General features: G+C 62.9%; 21 protein-coding genes and 1 pseudogene. 10 read left to right on the forward strand and 12 right to left on the reverse strand.

Annotated elements, in window-relative coordinates; genetic code table 11:
• The first annotated feature begins 19 nt into the window (after window positions 1–19).
• The gene (locus ACCO56_RS17455; protein WP_433642071.1) at window positions 20–970 is read left to right on the forward strand and encodes a 2-hydroxyacid dehydrogenase; all 951 of its coding nucleotides are present in this window, start codon (window positions 20–22) and stop codon (window positions 968–970) included.
• Between the two features lie 202 nt (window positions 971–1,172).
• Here the strand turns inward: ACCO56_RS17455 and ACCO56_RS17460 are convergent, their stop codons facing one another.
• Together ACCO56_RS17460 and ACCO56_RS17465 are read right to left on the reverse strand one after the other, a co-directional pair.
• Window positions 1,173–2,762 carry a peptide chain release factor 3 gene (locus tag ACCO56_RS17460; protein WP_433642072.1) on the reverse strand — a complete coding sequence of 530 codons (1,590 nt, stop codon included), beginning with the start codon at window positions 2,760–2,762 and terminating at the stop codon, window positions 1,173–1,175.
• A 158-nt stretch (window positions 2,763–2,920) separates the two neighbouring features.
• A complete protein-coding gene (locus ACCO56_RS17465; RefSeq protein ID WP_433642074.1) occupies window positions 2,921–3,160 on the reverse strand; it encodes a DUF6356 family protein in 240 nt (79 codons plus the stop codon).
• Between the two features lie 113 nt (window positions 3,161–3,273).
• Between ACCO56_RS17465 and ACCO56_RS17470 the strand changes: the two genes are divergently transcribed.
• From ACCO56_RS17470 to cysK, 7 genes are all read left to right on the forward strand, one after another.
• Window positions 3,274–3,744 carry an Lrp/AsnC family transcriptional regulator gene (locus tag ACCO56_RS17470; RefSeq protein WP_433642075.1) on the forward strand — a complete coding sequence of 157 codons (471 nt, stop codon included), beginning with the start codon at window positions 3,274–3,276 and terminating at the stop codon, window positions 3,742–3,744.
• Window positions 3,745–3,799: 55 nt separating this feature from the next.
• Entirely contained in the window at window positions 3,800–4,270 is a 471-nt protein-coding gene (dut, locus tag ACCO56_RS17475) for a dUTP diphosphatase (RefSeq protein ID WP_433642076.1), read from the forward strand.
• Window positions 4,267–4,923: an HAD family hydrolase gene (locus ACCO56_RS17480; RefSeq protein WP_433642077.1), complete on the forward strand. Its 657-nt coding sequence runs from the start codon at window positions 4,267–4,269 to the stop codon at window positions 4,921–4,923. Before dut ends, ACCO56_RS17480 begins: the two co-directional genes overlap by 4 nt.
• 80 nt (window positions 4,924–5,003) lie before the next feature.
• On the forward strand, window positions 5,004–5,825 hold the full coding sequence (locus ACCO56_RS17485) for an isocitrate lyase/PEP mutase family protein (protein WP_433642078.1): 822 nt from the start codon (window positions 5,004–5,006) through the stop codon (window positions 5,823–5,825).
• Between the two features lie 2 nt (window positions 5,826–5,827).
• Window positions 5,828–6,826 (forward strand): proline racemase family protein, encoded by a 999-nt coding sequence (locus ACCO56_RS17490; RefSeq protein ID WP_433642079.1) that lies wholly within the window; start codon window positions 5,828–5,830, stop codon window positions 6,824–6,826.
• Window positions 6,827–7,101: 275 nt separating this feature from the next.
• The gene (locus ACCO56_RS17495; RefSeq protein WP_433642080.1) at window positions 7,102–7,716 is read left to right on the forward strand and encodes a LysE family translocator; all 615 of its coding nucleotides are present in this window, start codon (window positions 7,102–7,104) and stop codon (window positions 7,714–7,716) included.
• Between the two features lie 51 nt (window positions 7,717–7,767).
• Complete coding sequence (gene cysK / locus ACCO56_RS17500; RefSeq protein WP_433642081.1) at window positions 7,768–8,742, forward strand: cysteine synthase A; 975 nt, start codon at window positions 7,768–7,770, stop codon at window positions 8,740–8,742.
• A 128-nt stretch (window positions 8,743–8,870) separates the two neighbouring features.
• Here cysK and ACCO56_RS17505 read toward each other — a convergent pair.
• A pseudogene (locus tag ACCO56_RS17505) lies at window positions 8,871–9,119 on the reverse strand (M20/M25/M40 family metallo-hydrolase); the annotation flags it as partial.
• A 217-nt stretch (window positions 9,120–9,336) separates the two neighbouring features.
• Between ACCO56_RS17505 and ACCO56_RS17510 the strand changes: the two are divergent.
• A complete protein-coding gene (locus tag ACCO56_RS17510) occupies window positions 9,337–9,660 on the forward strand; it encodes a hypothetical protein (protein ID WP_433642082.1) in 324 nt (107 codons plus the stop codon).
• 113 nt (window positions 9,661–9,773) lie between these two features.
• On the opposite strand, the gene tcuA is transcribed toward ACCO56_RS17510, so the two are convergent.
• From tcuA to ACCO56_RS17555, 9 genes are all read right to left on the reverse strand, one after another.
• A complete protein-coding gene (gene tcuA, locus ACCO56_RS17515; RefSeq protein ID WP_433642083.1) occupies window positions 9,774–11,270 on the reverse strand; it encodes an FAD-dependent tricarballylate dehydrogenase TcuA in 1,497 nt (498 codons plus the stop codon).
• Between the two features lie 86 nt (window positions 11,271–11,356).
• A complete protein-coding gene (locus tag ACCO56_RS17520) occupies window positions 11,357–11,824 on the reverse strand; it encodes a PaaI family thioesterase (protein ID WP_433642084.1) in 468 nt (155 codons plus the stop codon).
• Window positions 11,825–11,834: 10 nt separating this feature from the next.
• Window positions 11,835–12,770, reverse strand: a complete 936-nt coding sequence (locus ACCO56_RS17525) for an SMP-30/gluconolactonase/LRE family protein (protein ID WP_433642085.1) — start codon at window positions 12,768–12,770, stop codon at window positions 11,835–11,837.
• Entirely contained in the window at window positions 12,770–13,195 is a 426-nt protein-coding gene (locus ACCO56_RS17530; protein ID WP_433642086.1) for a Zn-ribbon domain-containing OB-fold protein, read from the reverse strand. Before ACCO56_RS17530 ends, ACCO56_RS17525 begins: the two co-directional genes overlap by 1 nt.
• Window positions 13,195–14,340 (reverse strand): thiolase family protein, encoded by a 1,146-nt coding sequence (locus tag ACCO56_RS17535; RefSeq protein ID WP_433642087.1) that lies wholly within the window; start codon window positions 14,338–14,340, stop codon window positions 13,195–13,197. The genes ACCO56_RS17530 and ACCO56_RS17535 overlap by 1 nt, the downstream gene beginning before the upstream one ends.
• Before the next feature lie 4 nt (window positions 14,341–14,344).
• Window positions 14,345–16,054: an ABC transporter permease gene (locus ACCO56_RS17540; RefSeq protein ID WP_433642088.1), complete on the reverse strand. Its 1,710-nt coding sequence runs from the start codon at window positions 16,052–16,054 to the stop codon at window positions 14,345–14,347.
• Window positions 16,055–16,075: 21 nt separating this feature from the next.
• On the reverse strand, window positions 16,076–17,155 hold the full coding sequence (locus ACCO56_RS17545) for an ABC transporter substrate-binding protein (RefSeq protein WP_433642089.1): 1,080 nt from the start codon (window positions 17,153–17,155) through the stop codon (window positions 16,076–16,078).
• Between the two features lie 30 nt (window positions 17,156–17,185).
• Window positions 17,186–18,775: a class I adenylate-forming enzyme family protein gene (locus ACCO56_RS17550; RefSeq protein WP_433642090.1), complete on the reverse strand. Its 1,590-nt coding sequence runs from the start codon at window positions 18,773–18,775 to the stop codon at window positions 17,186–17,188.
• 7 nt (window positions 18,776–18,782) lie between these two features.
• Window positions 18,783–19,838, reverse strand: a complete 1,056-nt coding sequence (locus ACCO56_RS17555; RefSeq protein ID WP_433642091.1) for an ABC transporter ATP-binding protein — start codon at window positions 19,836–19,838, stop codon at window positions 18,783–18,785.
• Window positions 19,839–20,059: 221 nt separating this feature from the next.
• Here ACCO56_RS17555 and ACCO56_RS17560 point away from each other — a divergent pair, with 221 nt between their 5' ends.
• Window positions 20,060–20,752 carry a GntR family transcriptional regulator gene (locus tag ACCO56_RS17560; RefSeq protein WP_433642092.1) on the forward strand — a complete coding sequence of 231 codons (693 nt, stop codon included), beginning with the start codon at window positions 20,060–20,062 and terminating at the stop codon, window positions 20,750–20,752.
• Window positions 20,753–21,299: the final 547 nt, after the last annotated feature.

A 21,299-nucleotide genomic window follows, 5' to 3' on the forward strand; every position in this document is an offset into this window, starting at 1 on the left:
CATTACAAGAGAGAAAAGCATGCCGGGCGACAACAACAGCCGCGTCCTTCTGTCGGTTACGGGTATCGATCGGCAGCGCTGGCGCGACCTACTATCGGCCCGGCGCGACGTGGTGCTGGAGCCGGATGGCGAGACCGACCCGTCGATCCGTTACGCCGTCGTGTGGAAACAGCGTCCCAACGTGCTTTCCAAACTGCCGAATCTCAAAGCGATCTTCTCGACCGGGGCCGGCGTCGACCATCTCCTCAACGATCCCGGTCTGCCGGACGTGCCGATCGTGCGTGTCGTCGCCGACAATCTGACCCGGCATATGACCGAATATGTCGCCTGGCGGGTCCTCGACCACCACCGCCATGGCATGCTTTATCGCAGCCAGCAGGCACGCAGGATTTGGCAGGAGCCGCCGCAGCAGCAAGCTTCCGAGACCAAGGTCGGCATCATGGGGCTTGGCAATCTCGGGCGCGCGGCTGCCTCCGCCCTGCTTTCCCTCGGGTTTACGGTCAACGGCTGGGGCCGGACGGAACGGCCGATGGAAGGCGTTGTGACATTTTATGGCGAGGCCGGCCTCACGCCTTTCCTCAACGCCACGGACATCCTCGTCGTTCTCTTGCCGCTCACGGCGGCGACAGCGGGCATCGTCGACTACGAGCTGTTGCGGCAGTTGCGCCGCGACAATGGCCTGGGTGGTGCCGTTCTGATCAATGCCGGGCGCGGCAAGCTCCAGCGCGACGCCGACATATTGCGCGCGCTCGACGACGGCACGCTGAAGGAAGCGAGCCTCGACGTGTTCGAGACGGAGCCGCTGCCCGAAGCCAGCCCGCTCTGGACACATCCAAGGGTCTTCGTCACGCCGCATGCGGCCGCGACATCCTATCCCGAGCATCTGGTGGGGCCGATGCTCGACCAGATGGACGCCTTCGATCGTGGCGAGCCGCTGCGCGACCTGGTGGATCGGAAGGCGGGGTATTGAGGGCGGGAGCGACCCCTCATCCGACCGCGCTTCGCGCGGCCACCTTCTCCCACAAGGGGAGAAGGGAATGCTGGCAGGACCCGGTTTTGCGCCAAGCGCCGCCGTTTGTGGCTTTGCAGAAGCGCCTGTGCCAAGCTCCTTCCTTCTCCCCTTGTGGGAGAAGGTGGCCTCGCGAAGCGAGGTCGGATGAAGGGTAAGCAGCCTACGCCGCTTCCCGTACCTGATAGTCCTTCACGGCGGCGAAGGTGATCGCCTTCCAGCGCTCGGCCTCGTAGTTGAGACCGAATTCATGCGGAGCCAGGAAGACGGGGTCGCCGTCGAGGTCGCGGGCAATGTCGCCGCGGTGGACCTCTATGAAGCGGCTGAGTTCGGTCCTGTCGGCCGCCGAGATCCAGCGGCAGATCGAGAAACGCGCCATTTCGAAATCGACGGGCAAACCATATTCCACCGACAGGCGCTCCCTCAGCACGTCGAGTTGCAGCGCACCGACAACGCCGACGATCGCCGGCGAGCCGTCCTCGGGCGAGAAGAGCTGCACGACGCCTTCTTCCGCCATCTGCTGCAAGGCTTCCTTGAGCTTCTTGGCCTTCATGGCATCGCCAAGCCGTACGCGGCGCAGAATTTCCGGCGCGAAGTTCGGAACGCCTCGAAACAGGATCCCCTCGCCTTCCGTCAGCGTGTCGCCGATGCGCAGCGTACCGTGATTGGGAATACCCACCACATCGCCCGCATAGGCTTCGTCCGCCGTGATGCGCGAACGCGCGAAGAAGAATTGCGGAGCCGAAAGGCTCATCGGCTTGCCCGTGCGGACGAGCTTCGCCTTCATGCCGCGCTGCAGCTTGCCCGAGCAGACGCGGACGAAGGCGATACGGTCGCGGTGGTTGGGATCCATGTTCGCCTGGATCTTGAAGACGAAGGCGCTCATGCCGGGTTCCGTCGCCTCCACCATGCGGGCGTCGGCTTCCTGCGCGCGCGGCGCCGGCCCGAAATCCCCAAGGGCCTCGATCAAGTCGCGAACGCCATAGTTGCGGAGCGCCGAGCCGAAGTAGACCGGGGTCAGATGCCCCTCGCGAAAGGAATCGAGATCGAAGGGCTTGCATGCCTCCCGGGCAAGCTCCGCCTCCTCGATGAAGGCCTCGCGCTCATTGTCGGGAAGCAGCCCCGCCACGCGGTTGGAATCCGGACCGTGCACGGACACGCGCTCGACCTGATCGTCGCTCTGGCGAACGGCATTCTGGGCGAGATGATAGGTTCCCGCAAAGGTCTTGCCGCGGCCGATCGGCCACGTCACCGGCGCGGTGTCGAGCGCCAGCTTTGTCTCGATCTCGTCGAGAATCTCGAAGGGATCGCGGCTTTCACGGTCCATCTTGTTGACAAAGGTGATGATGGGGATGTCGCGCAGCCGGCAGACCTCGAACAGCTTCAGCGTACGCGGCTCTATACCCTTCGCCGCGTCGATGACCATGACCGCCGAATCCACCGCCGACAGCGTGCGGTAGGTATCGTCCGCGAAATCCTCGTGACCCGGCGTGTCGAGCAGATTGAAGACGTGATCGCCATATTCGAAGGTCATCACCGAGGTGACGACGGAAATGCCGCGCTCGCGCTCGATCTTCATCCAGTCGGAGCGGGTCTGGATGCGATCCTTCTTGGCCTTCACCTCGCCGGCGAGTTGGATCGCCCCGCCGAAAAGAAGCAGCTTTTCGGTGAGGGTAGTCTTACCGGCATCCGGGTGCGCGATGATCGCGAAAGTGCGGCGGCGCGCCACCGCCTGTTTGATGTCTTCGGCCAATGGAGAAATCCTGTCATGCGGCAGGGAACGATGCATTTCCGCCCGCGAAGATGGAAACCGCAAAGCCATCGCGCAAGGGCAGGAAACGTCGCTCCCCGCGCCGTCGTTTGGCGGCTTCTAACAGGAGCATTCGCTGGAGTCGAATGCGAAATGCGCGGTCAGCTCGCGGCCGGCAGTTCCGGCCGTTTGCCCCTGCCCTGCGTGCGCTCGTAGAGCTCGCGCACGATCGTGCTCGCGGTGGTCTCGAACAGGAAGGGCAGGAAAGCGTGGACGAGGGCCGCCGCGCCGGCCATGAAGAGCCGCGAGGCGAACCAGCCGGCAAAAGCCATGTGGCCGAAATAGGTTTCACCTACCGTGCCTGGGTGATCGGTGAAAAGCCTGAACAGTCGCATGCCCATCGTTCCCTTTATTCTGTTGTTCGAAGCATCGACCTCATCCTGCCATGACGTGCGGGAACGCAGATCCCAAATTGTCCTTGATATCCAGGCAATTGTGGGACAAACGTCCCAACATGGACACCAAACTCGACGCGATTGACCGAAGAATCCTTGCCGAGCTGCAAAGCGACGGCACGCTTTCCGTCGACCAGCTCTCGGTCCGGGTCGGCCTGTCGCGCAATGCTTGCTGGCGACGCGTACGCGTGCTGGAAGACCAAGGCGTGATCACCGGACGGGTCGCGCTGGTCGACGCGGAAAGACTGGGACTCGGCCTTTCCGTCTTCATCCTGATCCGGACATCGAACCATGACCCGGAATGGCTCGCCCGATTCCGCGAGGCCGCGACATCCTTCCCGGAGATCACCGGTGTCTACCGGATGTCCGGCGATCTCGACTACGTGTTGCGCGCCCGCGTCGCCGACGTCAAAGCCTACGACCGGCTCTATCAGCGCCTCATCGCCAAGGTCCCGTTGTCGGACGTATCAGCCTCTTTCGTCATGGAAGAGATCAAGGAAACGACGGTGGTGCCGGTCGAAATCCGTTGATAAAAGACCTTCGACGGTTGACCTCGCGGCGGGAGGCTCCGATAGGGCTGCGCTCATGACAATCCCCACGATCGATCCTGTTCTCGGCGTCGTTCGGCTGCCCCACTCCGATGGGCTGTCGCTGCCGGCCTACGAGACGGCCGGGGCCGCCGGCCTCGACCTGCGCGCCGCCGTCGCAGACGACCGCCCCGTGCTCATCCTGCCGGGGCGTCGCGCCTTGGTGCCGACAGGTCTCGTGCTTGAAATCCCGGTGGGCTTCGAGGGCCAAGTCCGGCCACGTTCCGGCCTCGCCTTCAAGCACGGCATCACGTGCCTCAACACGCCGGGCACGATCGATTCGGACTATCGCGGCGAAGTGAAGGTGCTGCTCGTCAATCTCGGCGAGGAGGATTTCCTGGTGACTCGCGGCATGCGCGTCGCGCAGCTCGTGATCGCGCCCGTCAGCCGCGCAACGGTCGAGGAACGCAGCGCCGCTGCGGGCACGACGCGGGGGAGCGGGGGCTTCGGCTCAACCGGAACGGCATGACTGTCCCGCGACTCGTCATCTTCGACTGCGACGGTATCCTGGTCGATACCGAAGGGCTGGGGAACCGTCGCCTTGCCGACTGGCTGACGCAGGCCGGCTATCCGATCGCCTATGAGGATTGCCGGCGGCGTTTCGCCGGCCGCAGCATGGTTTCGATCAAGGCAGAGGTGGAGGCACAAGGTGTCCCGCTGGATGCCGATTTCGTCGAGCGCTGGAACCTGGCCCTTCCCGACCTCTTCGCCAACGGGGTCGAGCCCGTCCCTTACGTCCGCGATTTCATCGGAGATGTTCAGGCAGCCGGGCTCGCCTTCTGCGTCGCGACCTCGGCACGGCTCACCAAGATGCAGATAACGCTCGGAGCGACGGGCCTCCTGCCCCTGTTCGAGGGCCGCATGTTCAGCGCCACCATGGTCGGCAAGGGAAAGCCCGCCCCGGACCTGTTCCTGCATGCGGCGGAGGCGCTCGGCTTCGCCCCGGCGGACTGCGTTGTCATCGAAGACAGCGTGCCCGGCACGCAGGCAGGCATTGCGGCCGGCATGCGCGTCTTTTCCTATTGCGGCGATCCCATGGCCGACCGCGATGGACTGACAGCGGCAGGCGGCGTGCTGTTCGACGACATGCGGGCCTTGGCAGGTCTCATCCCGATCCAGTGACGAAGCCCGCGGAGTCGGCTTGGAAAGCTCCGTCTCCTGGGTATAGAATCTCCCCGACGTTGCAGCGATAGGGGCGGCTCATGGACAAGAGTTCTGTCGACAAGGGCAGGGTGTTTCGGGAGCTACACGAAGCGCCGGGCGCCTTCGTCATTCCCAATCCATGGGACATCGGCACCGCCAAGCTTCTCACCTCCTTCGGCTTCAAGGCTCTGGCCACCACGAGCGCCGGCTTCGCCTTCTCGCGCGGCCTGCCGGATGGCGGCGTCGGCTTCGAGGCGATGATCCACCACTGCCGCGAAATCGCCGGCGCGACCGAACTGCCGGTCTCGGCGGATCTGGAAAAAGGCAAGGGCGACAGCGCCGAGAGCGCAAGCGAGACGATCTTCGCGGCGGATGCAGCGGGCCTCGCGGGCTGCTCGATCGAAGACCATACCGGCGACCCCGCCAATCCAATTTATGGTTTTTCCCACGCAGTCGAGCGCGTCGCAGCCGCAGCGGAAGCCGCCCATGCGCTGAAGCACGATTTCGTCTTCACGGCCCGGGCCGAGAACTTCCTTTGGGGCCGGCCCGATCTCGACGACACGATCAAGCGGCTCCAGGCTTTTGAGAAGGCGGGAGCGGATGTTCTCTACGCGCCAGGCCTCACCGACATCGAGAGCGTCCGCACGGTCTGCTCGGCCGTCTCCAAGCCGGTCAACGTGCTTGCCATGCCGGGCTTCACCGTCGCCGAACTGGCCGATGCCGGGGCGAGCCGCATCTCGCTAGGGTCCAAGCTCACGACCTTCTGCTTCGGCATGCTGCAGAATGCGGCGCACGAGATCCTGGAGGAAGGGAAATTCAATTTCGCCCGGGCGGCCATGCCCTTTCCAAAACTCCAGACCCTGTTCGCCACCGGCAAATGACGATGCTCACAGTGACCGACATGCACACCGGCGGCGAGCCGGTGCGCATCGTGACGGGCGGCTATCCGCCGATCCCGAAAGGCACGATCCTCGAGAAGCGCGCCTTCGTGCGCGATCACCTCGACCATCTGCGCAGGATGCTGATGTTCGAACCGCGCGGACATTACGACATGTATGGCGTCCTGCCGGTGGAGCCGGACCTCCCAGGGGCGGACCTCGCGGTGCTCTTCATGCACAATGAAGGCTATTCGACCATGTGCGGCCATGCCGTCATCGCGCTGGGGCGCTATGCAGTGGACCAGGGCATCGTAGGGCTCGTGGAGCCGGTCACGACGGTCAATATCGAATGCCCTTGCGGCATGGTGGTCGCGTCGGTCGAGGTCGAGAACGGCAAGGCCGGCGCGGTCTCCTTCGAAAGCGTGCCGGCGTTCGCCGTCGCTCTACAACAGCGCGTCGAGCTCCCGGGCTTCGGAGAGATAGGATTCGACATCGCCTATGGCGGAGCCTTCTATGCTCTTGCCGACTGCCGGCAGTTCGGGGTGGAATTCCGCAGCAGCCGAGTGCGCGATTTCGTGGACGCCGCCAGCGCCTTGACCAATAAGCTGAAAGCCGAGTTCCCGCTCGCTCACCCTGATCACGCCGATCTCGCCTTTCTCTACGGGACGATCCTGACGGATAGCGGCAATGGCGCGGATGGCGTTGCGACGCGGAACGTCTGCGTCTTCGCCGAAGAGGAGGTAGATCGCTCGCCGACCGGTTCGGGCGTCACCGCACGGCTGGCGGCCATGCACGCCAGGGGTGCGATCGGACCCGGCGAGACACGGTTTTTCGAAAGTATCGTCGGCTCGCAATTTTCCGGCTCGGTCGCGCGCACGGTGACGTTGTCCGACGGCCGGCCGGGGATTGTCGCGCGCGTCGGCGGACGCGCCTACTACACGGGCAAAGCGGAATACATCCTCGAGGACGACGACGAGCTGGGCCGCGGTTTTCTGGTCCGGTAGAGGTCAGTTTACCAGCGGGTGCGTCCTTCGAGGCTCGCTTCGCTCGCACCTCAGGATGAGGATGGTTGGCGCTACGACCCCAGAATGGCCACTTCGAGGCAGCGTCGCGGCCGCCTCAGGATGAGGGCCATGGCGCCGACCCACCTCATCCTGAGGTGCGAGCGAAGCGAGCCTCGAAGGACGCACGAAGACCGGAGTGCGGCGAATCGAACAAGGCCTGTCCCTGCCAGGACTTTCATGCAATAAGCACGACCGTTCTTTCAGGGACGGACGTCATGACGCTTGCCGGTTTCATTGCCTATTCGGGCGCCCTCGCGGTCGCCGCGGCCATTCCGGGGCCCGGCGTGACCGCCCTGGTCGCCAGAGCGCTCGGATCGGGCTTCCGCTCGTCACTGTTCATGGCATTCGGCCTCGTGCTCGGCGACCTCACCTATCTGACGGCCGCCGTGCTCGGCCTGGCCTTCATCGCCCAGACTTTCGGCACTTTCTTCCTGATCATCAAATGGCTTGGCGTGGCCTATCTCGCCTGGCTCGCCTGGGGCTTCTGGAGAAGCGGCATCACGCCGGAGACCATCGAAGCGCGCAAGGGCAAGGGCGGTGCGCTGGCGAGCCTGCTGGCCGGCCTGACCGTCACGCTCGGCAACCCGAAGACGATGATCTTCTATTTGGCGCTGACGCCGACGCTGGTCGACCTCCGCACCATCACGGCGACTGATTTCGGTATATTGGCAGCTTGCACCGTCGCCGTGCTGCTGATCGTGCTGGTGCCCTATCTGGCGCTTGCCGCGAAGGCGCGCTGGTTCCTCCAGACCCCACGCGCCCTCAAGGCGCTCAATCGGACCGCGGCCGGTTTCATGGCCGGCGCCGCGGCGGCGATCGCCGTTCGCTGAGAGCCAGAGCACGGCCCCGTTTCGCAATTCTTTCGAGCATTGGAGACCCACATGGACAAACCCGTCACTCATGTTCCCGGCCGGGGTCGGATCTATGACTCCATCACCCAGACCATCGGCGACACGCCGATGGTGCGGCTCGACAATTACGCCAAGGAAAAGGGCATCGTGGCCAATCTCATCGCCAAGCTCGAATTCTTCAATCCGATCGCCAGCGTGAAGGACCGCATCGGCGTCGCCATGATCGAGGCTCTCGAAGCTTCGGGCCGGATCACGCCCGGCCGCACGGTTCTGGTGGAGCCTACCTCGGGAAACACCGGCATTGCGCTGGCCTTCGCCGCGGCCGCCAAGGGCTACAAGCTCATCCTGACCATGCCGGAAACGATGTCGGTCGAGCGCCGCAAGATGCTGTTGCTGCTCGGCGCCGAGCTCGTGCTCACGGAAGGCGCGAAAGGCATGAAGGGCGCCATCGCCAAGGCCGAGGACCTCGTGCAATCACTGCCCGATGCGGTGATGCCGCAGCAGTTCGAGAACCCGGCCAATCCCGAGATCCATCGCGCCACCACGGCCGAGGAGATCTGGAACGACACAAAGGGCGAGATCGACATCTTCATCTCGGGTATAGGCACCGGCGGCACCATCACCGGCGTCGGCCAGGTGCTGAAACCGCGTCGCCCCGGCCTGCATGTCGTTGCGGTCGAACCGGAGGCTTCGCCCGTGCTCTCCGGCGGCAACCCGGGCCCGCACAAGATCCAGGGGCTCGGGGCCGGCTTCACACCGAAGGTGCTCGACACCTCCGTCTATGACGAGATCGTCACCGTCTCCAACGACGACGCCTTCTCCAACGCTAGGCTCGTCGCCCGCCTCGAAGGCGTACCCGTCGGGATTTCGTCGGGGGCAGCCCTCCATGCCGCTGCGATCGTCGGGTCGCGGCCGGAAAATGCGGGGAAGAACATGGTCGTGATCATCCCATCCTTCGCCGAGCGATATCTGTCGACTGCACTGTTCGAGGGGCTAGGGGCATAGCGACGGAACAGCCTGGCTGGAGGGGCAGGCCAGGCCATACCTGCCTCACCTCTTTGACGGTCAATCTTTTGGCCGTTGGTATACGATCCCTGGCGGCCGTGACCGTGCAGGATGGCCTCGGCCGCGTCCGACAGCACTTGGCAGCCGAGCACGAAGTCCGCGTCATTGGTGTTCTCGGTCCAATGATGGCTGATGCCGCCAATGCTGGACACAAAGAGCATGCCGGCCCGCAGCTTGCGAGCCACGACCTGTGCGTCGTGGCTCGCGCCGCTCGGCATTCTGACGTGTGCAACGGGTGAGTGGCGCTCGGCCGCCGCCTCTATCGCATCCTGAAAGACCTCGTCCATGCGCCACGGCCGTCCGGTGACAATGCGCTCGACCTCCGCACGGCACCCGGTCCTGGCCTCGGTCTGTTCGACGAGTTCCCTTAGGGTCGAATCGCTGAAGGCCTCTCAGCCGAGTGGCGTCATATGATCTACATGGCGATGCAGGAGAGCCAAGGTGCTATCGGTTCCATGGACAGTCCGGGCAAGGTGGTGCGGTAAAGACGGAAGACGGTTGGATAGGAAGGCGAGCCCTGTTACGCTGCCATATATGAGTTCTCTATCCTGCGGCCCCTTGTGGATTGCACTCGTCGTGACGGTAGCGCTTACCGGCTGTGGCTCGCTGGGGTCCAGCAGGTCCCACTCCGCCAACTATCAGGCAATGAATTGCATCGAACTCAACAATGGTATCGCCGATACCGCCAACGGCATCGGCCGAGCGGCGATCACTCGCGAGAACATTAATGTTCCGTTCTGGATCCCAGGCGGGGCCAGAGCCAAGACAAGATTGCAGGACAGGCAGACTGCCAGGATCGAGCGCCTCAGACAGGAACAAGCCGTGCTCAAAGCCGCCAGGGCGGGCCGCTGTCCCTAAGGCATTTCCGTTTGCCTTCGAACCACGGAAATGCGCTATCTCGTTACGCAACTCCGGACGGAAAACCGCGTCCCACTTTTCCTGGAATTGCTGTAAGCATGATCCTGATCGGATCATGCTCTCGTTTCCGCCAGGCCCGCCAACGAACTCGCCGCGGCAGTGCCGGCAATGCGCCCGAACACCGCGCCTGACATGAGGCCCGTGCCGCCCGGATAGTTGAAGTAGAATAGCCCGCCAACCAGTTCTCCCGCGGCGTAGAGCCCTTCGATCGGCATCATGTCCACATCAACCACCTGTGCGTTCTCGGTTACGCGCAGGCCGCCAAAGGTGAAGGTGATGCCGCAGCCAACCTGATAGGCTTCGAAAGGCCCCTCCTCGATCGTGTTCGCCCAGTTGGTCTTGTTGACCGCAAGGCCGATGGTTGCACGACCGTCCTTCACGTTCGGGTTGAATGGGATGTCCTGGGAGACCGCGGCATTGTATTGCCGGATTTCCTCGATCACCGCCTTCGCGTCGACACCCTCAAGTTTGGCCGCCAGTTCCTCCAACGTGTCTGCCTTCACCTTCGTCACCTGCTTGATGCGATATTCGTCGCGCAGGAGATGGACGACCTTCTGGTCGAATATCTGCCAGGCGAAATTGCCGGGTTGCTCCAGAATGACCCGGCCGTACTTGGCGTAGGTGTAATTGCGGAAATCGGCGCCTTCATCGACGAAGCGGCGCCCTTCGGCGTTCACCATGATCCCGAATGGATAGGAATGCTTCTGAAAACCGTCGCCGACTGCGAGGTCGCCGAATTCGGGCGCATTGAAGTCCCAGCCCACGGCATGGCAGCCCGACCAGTTGCCGAAAGGCGCGGCGCCGATGGAAAGTGCCATCTTGATGCCGTCGCCGCTGTTGAAGCGAGTGCCGCGGACGCGGGCAAGCTCCCAGCCGGGGCCGAGATACCGCGTGCGCATTTCCGGATCGGACTCGAAGCCGCCGGACGCGAGAACAACGGCGCTGGCTTCCACGTCGTAAAGCCGACCGCCGGCCTTAACCCGCACGCCGGTCACCCTGTCGCCATCACATAGCAGGCTGGTGACCCGGCTGCCGTACCGTATTTCGATCCCCTTGGAGCGAGCGATCTCCGTCTCGCTATCGACCAGGCCGGGGCCCCCGCCCCAGGCCTCCACCGTCAATCCGCCCCAGAATTTGAACTTGCCGTCGATCTTGAATGCCTGCCGCCCATAGATCGGCTGAAAGCGGATGCCTTTGCCGCGCAGCCATTTCATGGTCTCGAAGCTTCGGCGCACCAGTAGCTCGCACAAGGTCGGATCGGACCGATACCGCGTGACACGGAACATGTCGTCGAAGAACTGATCTTCGGTATAGGTCCCGAAATCGGTTCGGGCGATTTCTTCGTCAGTCAGTTCCGGCATGACCTCCAGCAGGTCCTCGACGCCACGATAGGCGAAGCGGATCGCTCCGGCGGTGAAGCGGCTATTACCACCACTTTCTTCCTGGGGCGCGCGCTCCAGGACCAGCACGCTTGCCCCCTGCTCTTCGGCGGCAAGCGCTGCACAGAGCGCCGCATTGCCCGCCCCCACCACTACAACATCGATTTTCATGCTCCATTCCCTCGCATGGAGTTGCACACATCATCGGCAACGTCTTCGGCACTCGCGAACAAGGCCCGAATCGACGGCCGAACGGCTCAGACCAGATTGTTCGGTGTCGCCTCGTCCGGCGGCGGTACCGCATCCGCCAATCGTTTCCAGACCCCGTTGGCCAGGGCTACGGTGCGAGCCCCGACAGTGAGACGGGCGGTGAGAAAGACGATCTGCTTCGTGGCGCGAACGACTTCGGGCACCAGCTCCACAACCTCTCCGAGCTTCACCGAATCGATGAAGTGGACGTCGAGTTGCAGGGTTGCGGTCCTGGAGGCGCCCGTCGCAGCGCGTGTCGAAATGCCCAAAGCGCGATCGGCGAAGGTAATCAGCGCGCCACCCTGGCAGAAGCCATTGCGGTTGCTGTGCTTTTGCTGGGTCGGGAAACAAAAGCGAAGCCCGTCTTCGCCTTCCCTATAGAAGAATGGGCCGACAAGTCCGACGAACCCGTCATCGGTGATAATGCTCCATCCGTCGGAAAGAAAGTTCTGGAAGTCCGTCTGCAAGTCCAACACCGCCACCTCCTCAGGATGCCGCCCGAGGCGCGTCCGACACGCCAGCTGCGGCGGGAACCGCCGGCCGGGTCCCCGCGAACAGTGGCTCCGGCAGGCCGGCAACGCCGACGTCGAGCGCAAAAAGGCATCCAGCCAGGTGCTGTTCCTCGAGCTCCGCCTGGGACAGACCGAACTGCATCGAGGTGGCGAAGAGCGTGCGGTGGCCGGGGCCGCCAAACATGACACTGGTCGGCTTGGACACGGGCAAGATCACCTCACGATCGAGACGGCCGTCCGGCGTATAGCGTGCAAGACGCGCGCCCTCGACCTCCGCCACCCAGAGCCCGCCCTCGGCATCGACTGTGCATCCGTCCGGCCGACCGGCAGTGCCAAGCTGAGCATAATCGAGGAAGAAGCGTTTACCGCCTATCGTGCCTCGGTCCGGATCGTAGTCATAGGCATCGACGCGACCTGGTCGGCTGTCGACGTGATACATTGTCCTGCCGTCGGGACTGAAGGCAATGCCGTTGGAGATCACCAGACCGTCCGCATGAGCGGTCACGTCGAAATTGGCATCGATGCGATACAGCCGCCCCTTCGCCTCCTTGGCGTTGATGTCGCGTGTGCCTATCCAAAGCCGCCCGGCCTGATCGCAGGCCGCGTCGTTGAAGACTTCCCTGGTGAAGTCGATCATCGGAACCGCAATGCTTTCCAAAGCGCCCTCGAACGACTCCAGAATGGCCATGCCTTTCTTGGTGATCAGCAGGAGGCCCCCGGCCTTGCGCGGCACGATCGCGCTCGGCGCGAATGGAAGTTCGCGAATGGCAACGTCGCCATCGGACGGACGAAATCGGAAGATCCGCTTGGCGACGATATCGACCCAATACAGCGCTTCGTCGCGATCCGACCACATAGGGCCTTCGCCAAGGACGCAAGCAGGCGCGTCGACCGTAGTGAAGGCGTTCATCAGCGCGCAGCCTCGGCCGAGGCGAACTTGACCAACGTCACCTCTGGCGTCACCGCGTCGAAGACCGCTTTGACCTCCATGCCGATCGGCATCTCGTCCAGCGTGCCGTGCTCCAGCCCGACGATGTTGGTTACAAGCCGGCAGCCCTCCTCGAGCTCGACCATGGCCACGTTGTAGGGGACGTCCGTCTCGAAACCCGGGAAGTAGACCTTGTGAAAGCGGCAATTGGCCCAGATACGGCCGCGGCCCGACAGGCGCTCCCAATGCACGCCCTCATGGCCGCATTTGCTGCACCAGGGCTCGAAATAGGTGTGGAACGTACCGCACGCGTCGCAGCGCGGCAGCATGAGATAGCCTGCCTTGGCCGCGTCCCAGAAGGGGCGGCTGTGATCGTCGATACGAGGCAGCGGTTTGGCGTAGGACATCAGTTGGCTTCCTTCGCATAGATGATCGATGTGCTGAGCGGGCCGCCTTGGAGGTATTGAGCGTTCCGGGCACCGGGCACCTGGCGCTCTCCAAGCACGCCGCGAACCTGCCTGACGGCTTCGACGTTCAACGACCAGCCCTGCATGTAGCTTTCAGAGAGATGGCCACCGTTGGTATTGGCGGGGTAACGTTCGCCGAGCCTCAATACCCCGCTTTGGACATATTCCCCGCCCTGGCCACGCTCGCAGTAGCCGAACCCTTCGAGGGTGAAGATCACGGTCGGCGTGAAATTGTCGTAGATCATCAGCGCATCGACGTCGTCGCGGGACAATTCGGCCATTGCGTGCACACGGCCGCTGACCTGCTGCATCGTTTCGTAGCCGAAATCGTCTGGCAGTTCGCCTTTCGCCAGCCGCGAAAGCTGAGCGATGCCGCGGAGGTAGACGGGCTTCTGCCGCATGTCTCGGGCCCGCTCTCCGCTGGTCAGGATCATCGCGACGCCACCATCATTGATCAGGCAATAATCGAGGCGGCGCAGGGGCTCGCAGATGAAGGGAGCCGCCATGTAGTCGTCCAACGACAGCGGCTTCGTCATCACGGCCTTGGGATTGAGCGCGGCGTGACGTCGAAAGGTCATCGATATCTCGGCAAGCTGCTCGTCGGTCGTGCCATAGAGCGCCGCATGCCTCTGAAACGCCATCGCATGGATCGCGCCCGGCGAGGTCATTCCATACGGAAACCAGAGCTGCTCCGCGCCGGTACCGTACTTGTCGCCTTTGCCGCCGTAGCGTGCGCCAGCGGTGCTTCCATCATTGCCGTAGACGACGGCCACGGTCTCCACCATGCCGGACAGGATCGCTTGCACCGCGATCTGCATGGAGCCCCCGAGCATGCGCCCCGCTCCTGGATTGGCCGTCAGCAGACGCGGGGCCATGTTCGTGATCTGGACGAATTTCTGGTAGTCGGTCAGGCGATGGACCACCAGCCCATCTATATCGGCAAGCGTCACACCGGCATCCGCCGCCGCCTCGCGCAATGCCCAGATGCCGAGTGAAGTCGCGTCGTGGTCCGGCAACTTGCCGAAGTCGGTCATCCCGACCCCAACGACGGCGACGCTGTCTTTGCGTTTTGATGTCAGGGACATTTTCTCAACTCATCTGCGGAACTGGGATTGCGGAAGAGGCCAGACGCGGTGCGCGCAGCCGGCGCCAAGCCAAGGAGATCAACGCCAACGATGCGAGCGCGGCGGCGATGATGGCGACCTGAAGCAGGGCGAGCGCCGTGGCACGCGAATAGTCGCCGTCGAACATGTAGTTGAAAATGACCACCGGCAGGACGCTGGATGCACTGGTATAGAGCAGCGCCGACGCCGTCAGTTCATTGAAGACCTGCGTGCCGCCGATCGTCATTGCCGAGCGCAGCGTGCCGGCGAGCAGCGGCAACCGTATCTCGCGCGTTATCGTCGTCTCCGAGGCCCCGCAGACGCGGGCCGCCTCATCCAGTTCCTTGCCGAGCTGAAGCAGTCCAGTCTCGAACAGGCGGACGAGCACCGGAAGGAACCGCGCCAGCATGACCAGGATGATCACATAGATTGTCGCGTAGAGGGGCGTACGGATGTAGAGCCAGATCAGTCCGACACCGACAAGGACGCCAGGAACGGCGATCGGGATGCTGGCGACAAGCCAGGTCAGCGTCGATACCCTGTCCTTGTAACGCACGCGGCCGAGCGCGATCAGAAAGGCCAGCGTGAGCAGCAGCACGGTCGAAACCGCGGTCACGATGAGACTGTTGCGCAGCGATACCAGCGCCAGCCGATCCGAGAAGGTCATCTGTATGTTCGACAGCGTGAAATCCGAGAGATTGAAGGTCCCGGAGAAGTAAGGGAGCATGGCGCGTACGGCGATCGCCGCGACAGGCAGAACGCAGCTGAGCAGGATGAAGAGGCTCACGATCAGGAAACCGATCGTCCTTTTCGCCGAGAAGCCCTCCACTTCGCCCAGACGGGGCGATTTCGGTCCAACGGTGATAAACCTCTCCTGGAGCTTGACCGAACGCCCGTAGAGCAACATCCCGACGATCGTCACCAGCAGCAGTATCAACCCGATGGCGGATGCCTCGGAGCGGTCGATCGGCCAGTGAGCAGTCTTGGCATAGATCAGATACGACAGGACTTCGTGGCCATAAGGCACCAGCAGCAGCCCGGGGATGGAGAACATCTCGGCCGCCAGGATGAAGATGATGATCACCGCCGACAGCAACGAGGGCCAAAGCAGGGGGAAGACGATGTGTCTCAGCGTCGCCAGCGTGCCGGCACCACTGATAGCGGCAGCCTCCTCCAGCTCCGGATTGAGCCGGTCCATGGAGTGCCGCAATAGCGCATAGGCATAGGGCACGAAGAAGAGCGCCATTATGAAAACGGCGCCGCCGTAGCTGATGATGTTGATCTCCGGCAGGCCGACGCTGCGGAGCACGGCATTCAGCATGCCCGCATTCGGTTGGCCGAGTGTGATCCAGCCTACGGCGCCGATGAACGGTGAGATAAAGATCGGCGCCATGATGCCGATCTCCAGCACCTGTCCACCAGGCAGCCGCATCCGGGACATGATCCAGGCGATCATCGTGCCGAGAACCGTCGCAGCGATTCCGACATAGGCGCCCAGTTCGAGCGTGGAAATCAGCGCGCGAGTATATGAACCGCTGAGAAACACCCGCTCCAGATAAACCGTGGAAAAGCCGCCATCGGGAGTCCGGACTGAGCCAAAGAGAAGCGCGGCGACAGGCATGCCGGCCAGCCAGACCACCACAATCAGCAGCAGCCAACGAGCCGAACCATTCGATGCAGAGGTGTGTGACTTCATGATTGCCGCCGCTTCCGACCGTCAGTTCGCGGACTTCATGATCTTGGTCCAGGTCTGCTGGTACGCAGTGCCGTTCGCGACCCAGCTCTCGATGTTCGGATTCCAGACCTCCTCGGGAAACTTGAACCAGCTTTCGCCCTTGAGCTTCGAAACGATCGCGCGCCCGTCCTCGACATTCTTCAGCGCCGGCAGGCTATTGTAAGCAGGGCCCTGCATTGCGGCTGCGCCATCGCGGCCGACGCTCCACGCGTAGAACAGCCGGGCTGCATTCGGATGTGGCGCATTGGCGAGCACGCCCCAGCCATTGGTGCCATATTCGACAGTCGGCTTCGGATAGACGAAACGAATCGGCGCGCCACGTTCAAATTCGCTGAACGCAATGCTCTCCCATTGTGCGCCCCATGAGATGGGCTTCTGTCCGGAGATCACGGCGTCGCGCGCCTGGGCTGTGTTGACGAAGATCGTCGGATTCTGCTGCTTCAGCTTCCGCAGAAAGTCCTCGCCCAGCGACGGCGTTTCCATGATGTAGAGCAGCGGCGCGAGCGTCACTCCGAAGGTCGGCTCGACCAGGCTGATCTTGTCGCGAAATGCCGGATCGAGGATACCTTCCCAGCTTTGGAGTTTGGACGCCTCCTCCTCCGTCACGTAATTGGGATTGTACATGATGAGGGAGCGATTCCGGTCCGGATAGTAGAGGTCGGGCGCCATGACGAGCGCGCTCGGCAGAAACTGGTCCACCTCTTGCGGCTGCACGGGGACTAGCAGCTTCTCCTTGACGACCATGGCATTGGCGCCTGTATCGGTGCCCTGGAACACGTCGATCCTGTGCACCCCGGCAGCGCTCTCCTCGAGCAGCATCTGAACGCCGGCCGAGCCTGCCTTGCGCTCGAGATTAACCGTGATGTTCGGATATGCTTTGTTGAAATCCTCGACGAAGGCCTGCATCGCGTTGAGCGGCGAACTGTAGAGAAGGGTCAGTTCGCCTTCCTGCTCGGCCGCGCTCACAAGTTCAGGCGTGATGGTGAGCTTCTCCTGCGCCTGGACCGGCGCAGTGAGGGTCATCGCGACGAACGCGGTGACAGCTAGTACGGATTTCATCATAACGGCCTCCCGATGTTGTTGTCGTTCGAACTAGTTGATCCGGCGCGAGCGCCCTTCCCAGAGCGGATCGCTCATTCTTCGCCGGTCTGGCTTGCCATTAGCATTCAGAGGGATCTCAGCGACGACGCAAATATCCTTTGGAACCTTGTAGCCGGCGAGCAGGCCGCGGCAGTGCAGGCGCAGCGCCTCTGGATCGAAGCTTTGGGGATCGCGCGGGACGACGAAGGCGACCACTCGTTCCCCCCAACGGTCGTCCGGGGCCGAGACGACGACCGATCCGCGAACCGCCGAGGAGGCATCGATCGCTCGTTCGACCTCCGCGGGATAGACGTTGAAGCCGCCCGAGATGATCACGTCGTTCAGCCTGTCCCTCAGGAAGACGTAGCCGTCGCGGATTTCCGCCAGGTCTCCCGTGGCGACCCAAGGCGTGTCGATCGGATGCCGGCCGGTTTCGGTCAACCTGGCATGCGGCAGCCAAGGTGCATTCACCTCGATCTCGCCCACCCCATCTGCATTGGCCCGCGCGAGGCGGATCTGGGCCGCAAGGAATGGCCGCCCCGCGCTGTGGCGGGCGGCAGGATCGCGATGTCCGGCACCATCGAGATAAGTGATCGAGCCGCCCTCATGGGATCCGTAGCCGTGGACCAGCTCCGTTTCGGGCATGAGGTCGAGCAACTCGTCCACGAGCGACGCTCTGATGGGTGATCCTCCGTAGACAAGCTGATGAAGTCCGGCTTGGCGCAGGGCCTCGCGCGATTTCGGAGCCTCCATCATCATGCCGAGCATTGTCGGCACCATCTGGGAGCAGGAAATCCTCTCCTGGCTCAGAATGGTAGCGACGACATCGACGTCGAACTTGTCCACCAGCAGCAAGGTGCCGCAGCGCAGGAAAGTCGGTAGGACGAACAACCCCGCCTGATGCGAGAGCGGACCGAGAACCAACGTCGTCGATTGCGGGACGATCCTGATCTCCTCCGACAGGATAGACAGAGCTCGCAGAAGCCAGGCGCGATGCGTGACGATCACGCCCTTGGGCATACCCGTCGAACCTGATGTGAATCGGATGAGGGCGTCGCCTCGTTCGTGACCTGGCTGGGCTGAGAAACGGGACGACGACGATGCAATGATCTCGGCGAGACTGTCGCTCAGGGGCGCACCTCCGTCGCTCAGCACAAAGCGCATGTCCTTCAGCGCGGCATCCTCTCGGAACATCCGCGCTTTTTCCGCCGTCGTGACCACCACGTGCGCACCGCTCAGCTTGAACTGGCGCGCGGCTTCGGTCGCGGAAAGGCGAAAATTGACATAGGCGGCGACACCTCCCGCCCTGAAAGCGGCGAACTTGGCGATCAGGAACTCGGGTGAGTTCGGCAGGTGGACGGCGATCGTGGCGCCGGGAGCGAGGTCGGCGGAGGCATTCAGCCAACGGGCGAGCGACGACACCGCCCCATCGAGCTGCGCATAAGTCAGCGCGCGTCCGCTCCCCCATTCCCGTACTGCGGGGACCTCGGGGCACGTGCTGGCGGCGCGAGCAAGAACCGCGTCGATGGATGGCGTGAGCGGCCTCTCGGCAGCAGCAATCACGCGCGAATTGTCTTCAAGCTGGCTGGCCTGAACTGTCATGGCGCCCTCAGATGACGATGCAATGTTCTGGCGGCAAATGAATGCGCACCTTTTCGCCGCTTTTTGCCCGACATGCCGTTGCGGTTGTCTCGGCGGTGATGCCGTCGCCGCTCTCCAGGTCGACCTGATAGCGCATCCGATCGCCCAAATAGCTGGCGGTGCGGACCGTTCCGGGCAGCACGTTCTGGCCATGGCCGTCAGTCGCGAAGCCTATCCGATGCGGCCGCACCACAAGCGTGGGCGAGGACGTGGCTGGCTCGATGCTTGCGACGAGCAGTTCCTGGCTGCCCAGCCTGACGCTTTTCTTCGCCGAATCGACGATATCGACGGCCATGGTATTTGCCGCACCGATGAAGTCCGCGACAAAGCGGCTCGTCGGCCGCTCGTAGAGATCTTCCGGCGTGCCGCTCTGCTTCAACTTGCCGTCGCTCATAATGTAGACGCGATCGGATAGGACCATGGCTTCGGACTGGTCATGCGTGACGTAGATCGACGTCGTGCCGATGCTCTTGTGGAGTTCGGAAAGGAGATCCCGCATCGAATCCCGCAGCTGCGCATCAAGATTCGAAAGCGGCTCATCGAACAGAATCACCTCGGGTTCAGCCACCAGCGCTCTGGCGAGAGAGACGCGTTGCTGCTGACCACCAGACAGCTGGGACGGGTAACGCTCGCCGTAGTCACCAAGGCCTACCCGCTTCAGCATTCGAGCTGCTTTCTGGAGCTGGTCCGACCGCGACAGGCCACGCATCTTCAGAGGAAAGGCAACATTCTCGGTGACAGTCTTGTGCGGCCAGACCGCATAGCTCTGAAACACCATGCCCAGTTTGCGCTTATGGGTGGGGATGAAAGTCCGGCCGTCGCTGACGATCTGGCCTCCGATGGAAATGATCCCTTCCGTCGGCTTCTCGAGCCCCGCCACCATGCGCATGGTCGTCGTCTTCCCCGATCCGCTAGGGCCGAGCAGCGTCACAAACTCTCCCGGCGAGATGGAAAGGCTGAGATCTGACACGGCTCTCACCCCGCCATAGCTCTTGGTTACGACTTCGAGCCGGATGCTGCTCATGTGCGAGCTTTCATCTCAGTCTGGCTGCAAGAGGCTATCATCGCCGGTTCCTCCATCCCGTCATTGCGTGCATTGGTATACAATTGCACACGAGTGTCAAGTCGGCTATCGTGTGATAAATGACAGGCGTCCATTTCGTTGGGGCTGGACAGGGCGAGACAAAAGAATCGGCTATCGGTCAGATAAATCCGAACAACCACGCGGGAACAGGAATCCAGGCTTTGACGACGAAGGCGGCCTTGCAACCATGGATCGATGATGAAGACGAACGACTGAGCGAGGAGGTGTCGCGCGCCGAATTCGCATACCGCACGCTTCTGGAGGCGATCAGCAACGGCGAGTTGCGCCCGGGACAGCGCATGCGGGAGAATGAGCTGGCCAAGATGCTGAATATCAGCCGCACGCCGATTCGTGAGGCGATGCGACGGCTGTCGAGCGAAGGCCTCGTTGTCATCGCGCCATCGCGCGGCATGATGGTGGCGCAGCTCGACAAGTTGCAGGTGCGTGAGCTGTACTCGATCCGGGCGACGCTTGAAGGCGCCGCCGCCCGGCTGGCGGCCCAGCATGCTTCAGCCGGTGAGATCGCTGTGATGAAGGAGATCCTGGACGCTTCCGAAGCGGAAGACGTGCCACACTCCTACGCAAGGCTCAATCGCCTGTTCCACCAGTCGATACACGAAAGCGCTCACAACAGGTATCTGACGAAATCCCTATCCCAGCTCGGGACGCACCTAGCTCTGCTCCCAGGGACGACGTTCGAAGCTCCTGGCAGGCCAGCGGAGGCGTTGAGGGAACATCGCTCGATCCTCAATGCCATCGAGAATCGTGACCCTGACGCAGCGGAGGCAGCAGCACGCCAACATATCGAAAAGGCGGGCCTCACCCGCATGAGAATGATGTTCTCGGCGCCATAGCGTTAACGTAGCGCGACAGAGCGCGACCGCATCCCACGAGAAAACCGGCGTGGATCGAATGATGGCTGCTGTGGCTGCCGTTCGGCCACTTCGCTCTGCACCGTTGAGTGGGCTGCCGACACGGAATGGAATGGATCCTCGGATCACCTCGCTGCGCTCGGGTCCGAGGATGACGAGGTGGGGGCGTTGCCCGCAAACCGGCAACGTTGCCGATTGGCGAGGCCATTACTGGAGTCGTCATCCTCGGGCCGGCGCCGAGCGAAGCGATGGCGACGTGACCCGAGGATCCATTCCATGACGTGTGGGCAACCCACCCAACGGGGCAGGACGAAGGGGCCGAACCCGTACCAGCACCGCCCCTCTTCGAGCTTTCCATGCATTGCGCGCATTTCATCATCCAAGGCGTCCCCCAAGATGGGTGAATATCGCAGCCTCGAGGCTGCGATCCGCGCGATCCGGTGACCGTGGCCGCTGCCCGACAACCGGCGTGCGGACGTTGGACCGCCGATTCACGGTTTGGGCTGACGTCAGCTCAAAATTCGATGTC

The sequence above is a fragment of the Mesorhizobium sp. 1B3 genome (assembly GCF_050958605.1).
Taxonomy (GTDB): Bacteria; Pseudomonadota; Alphaproteobacteria; order Rhizobiales; family Rhizobiaceae.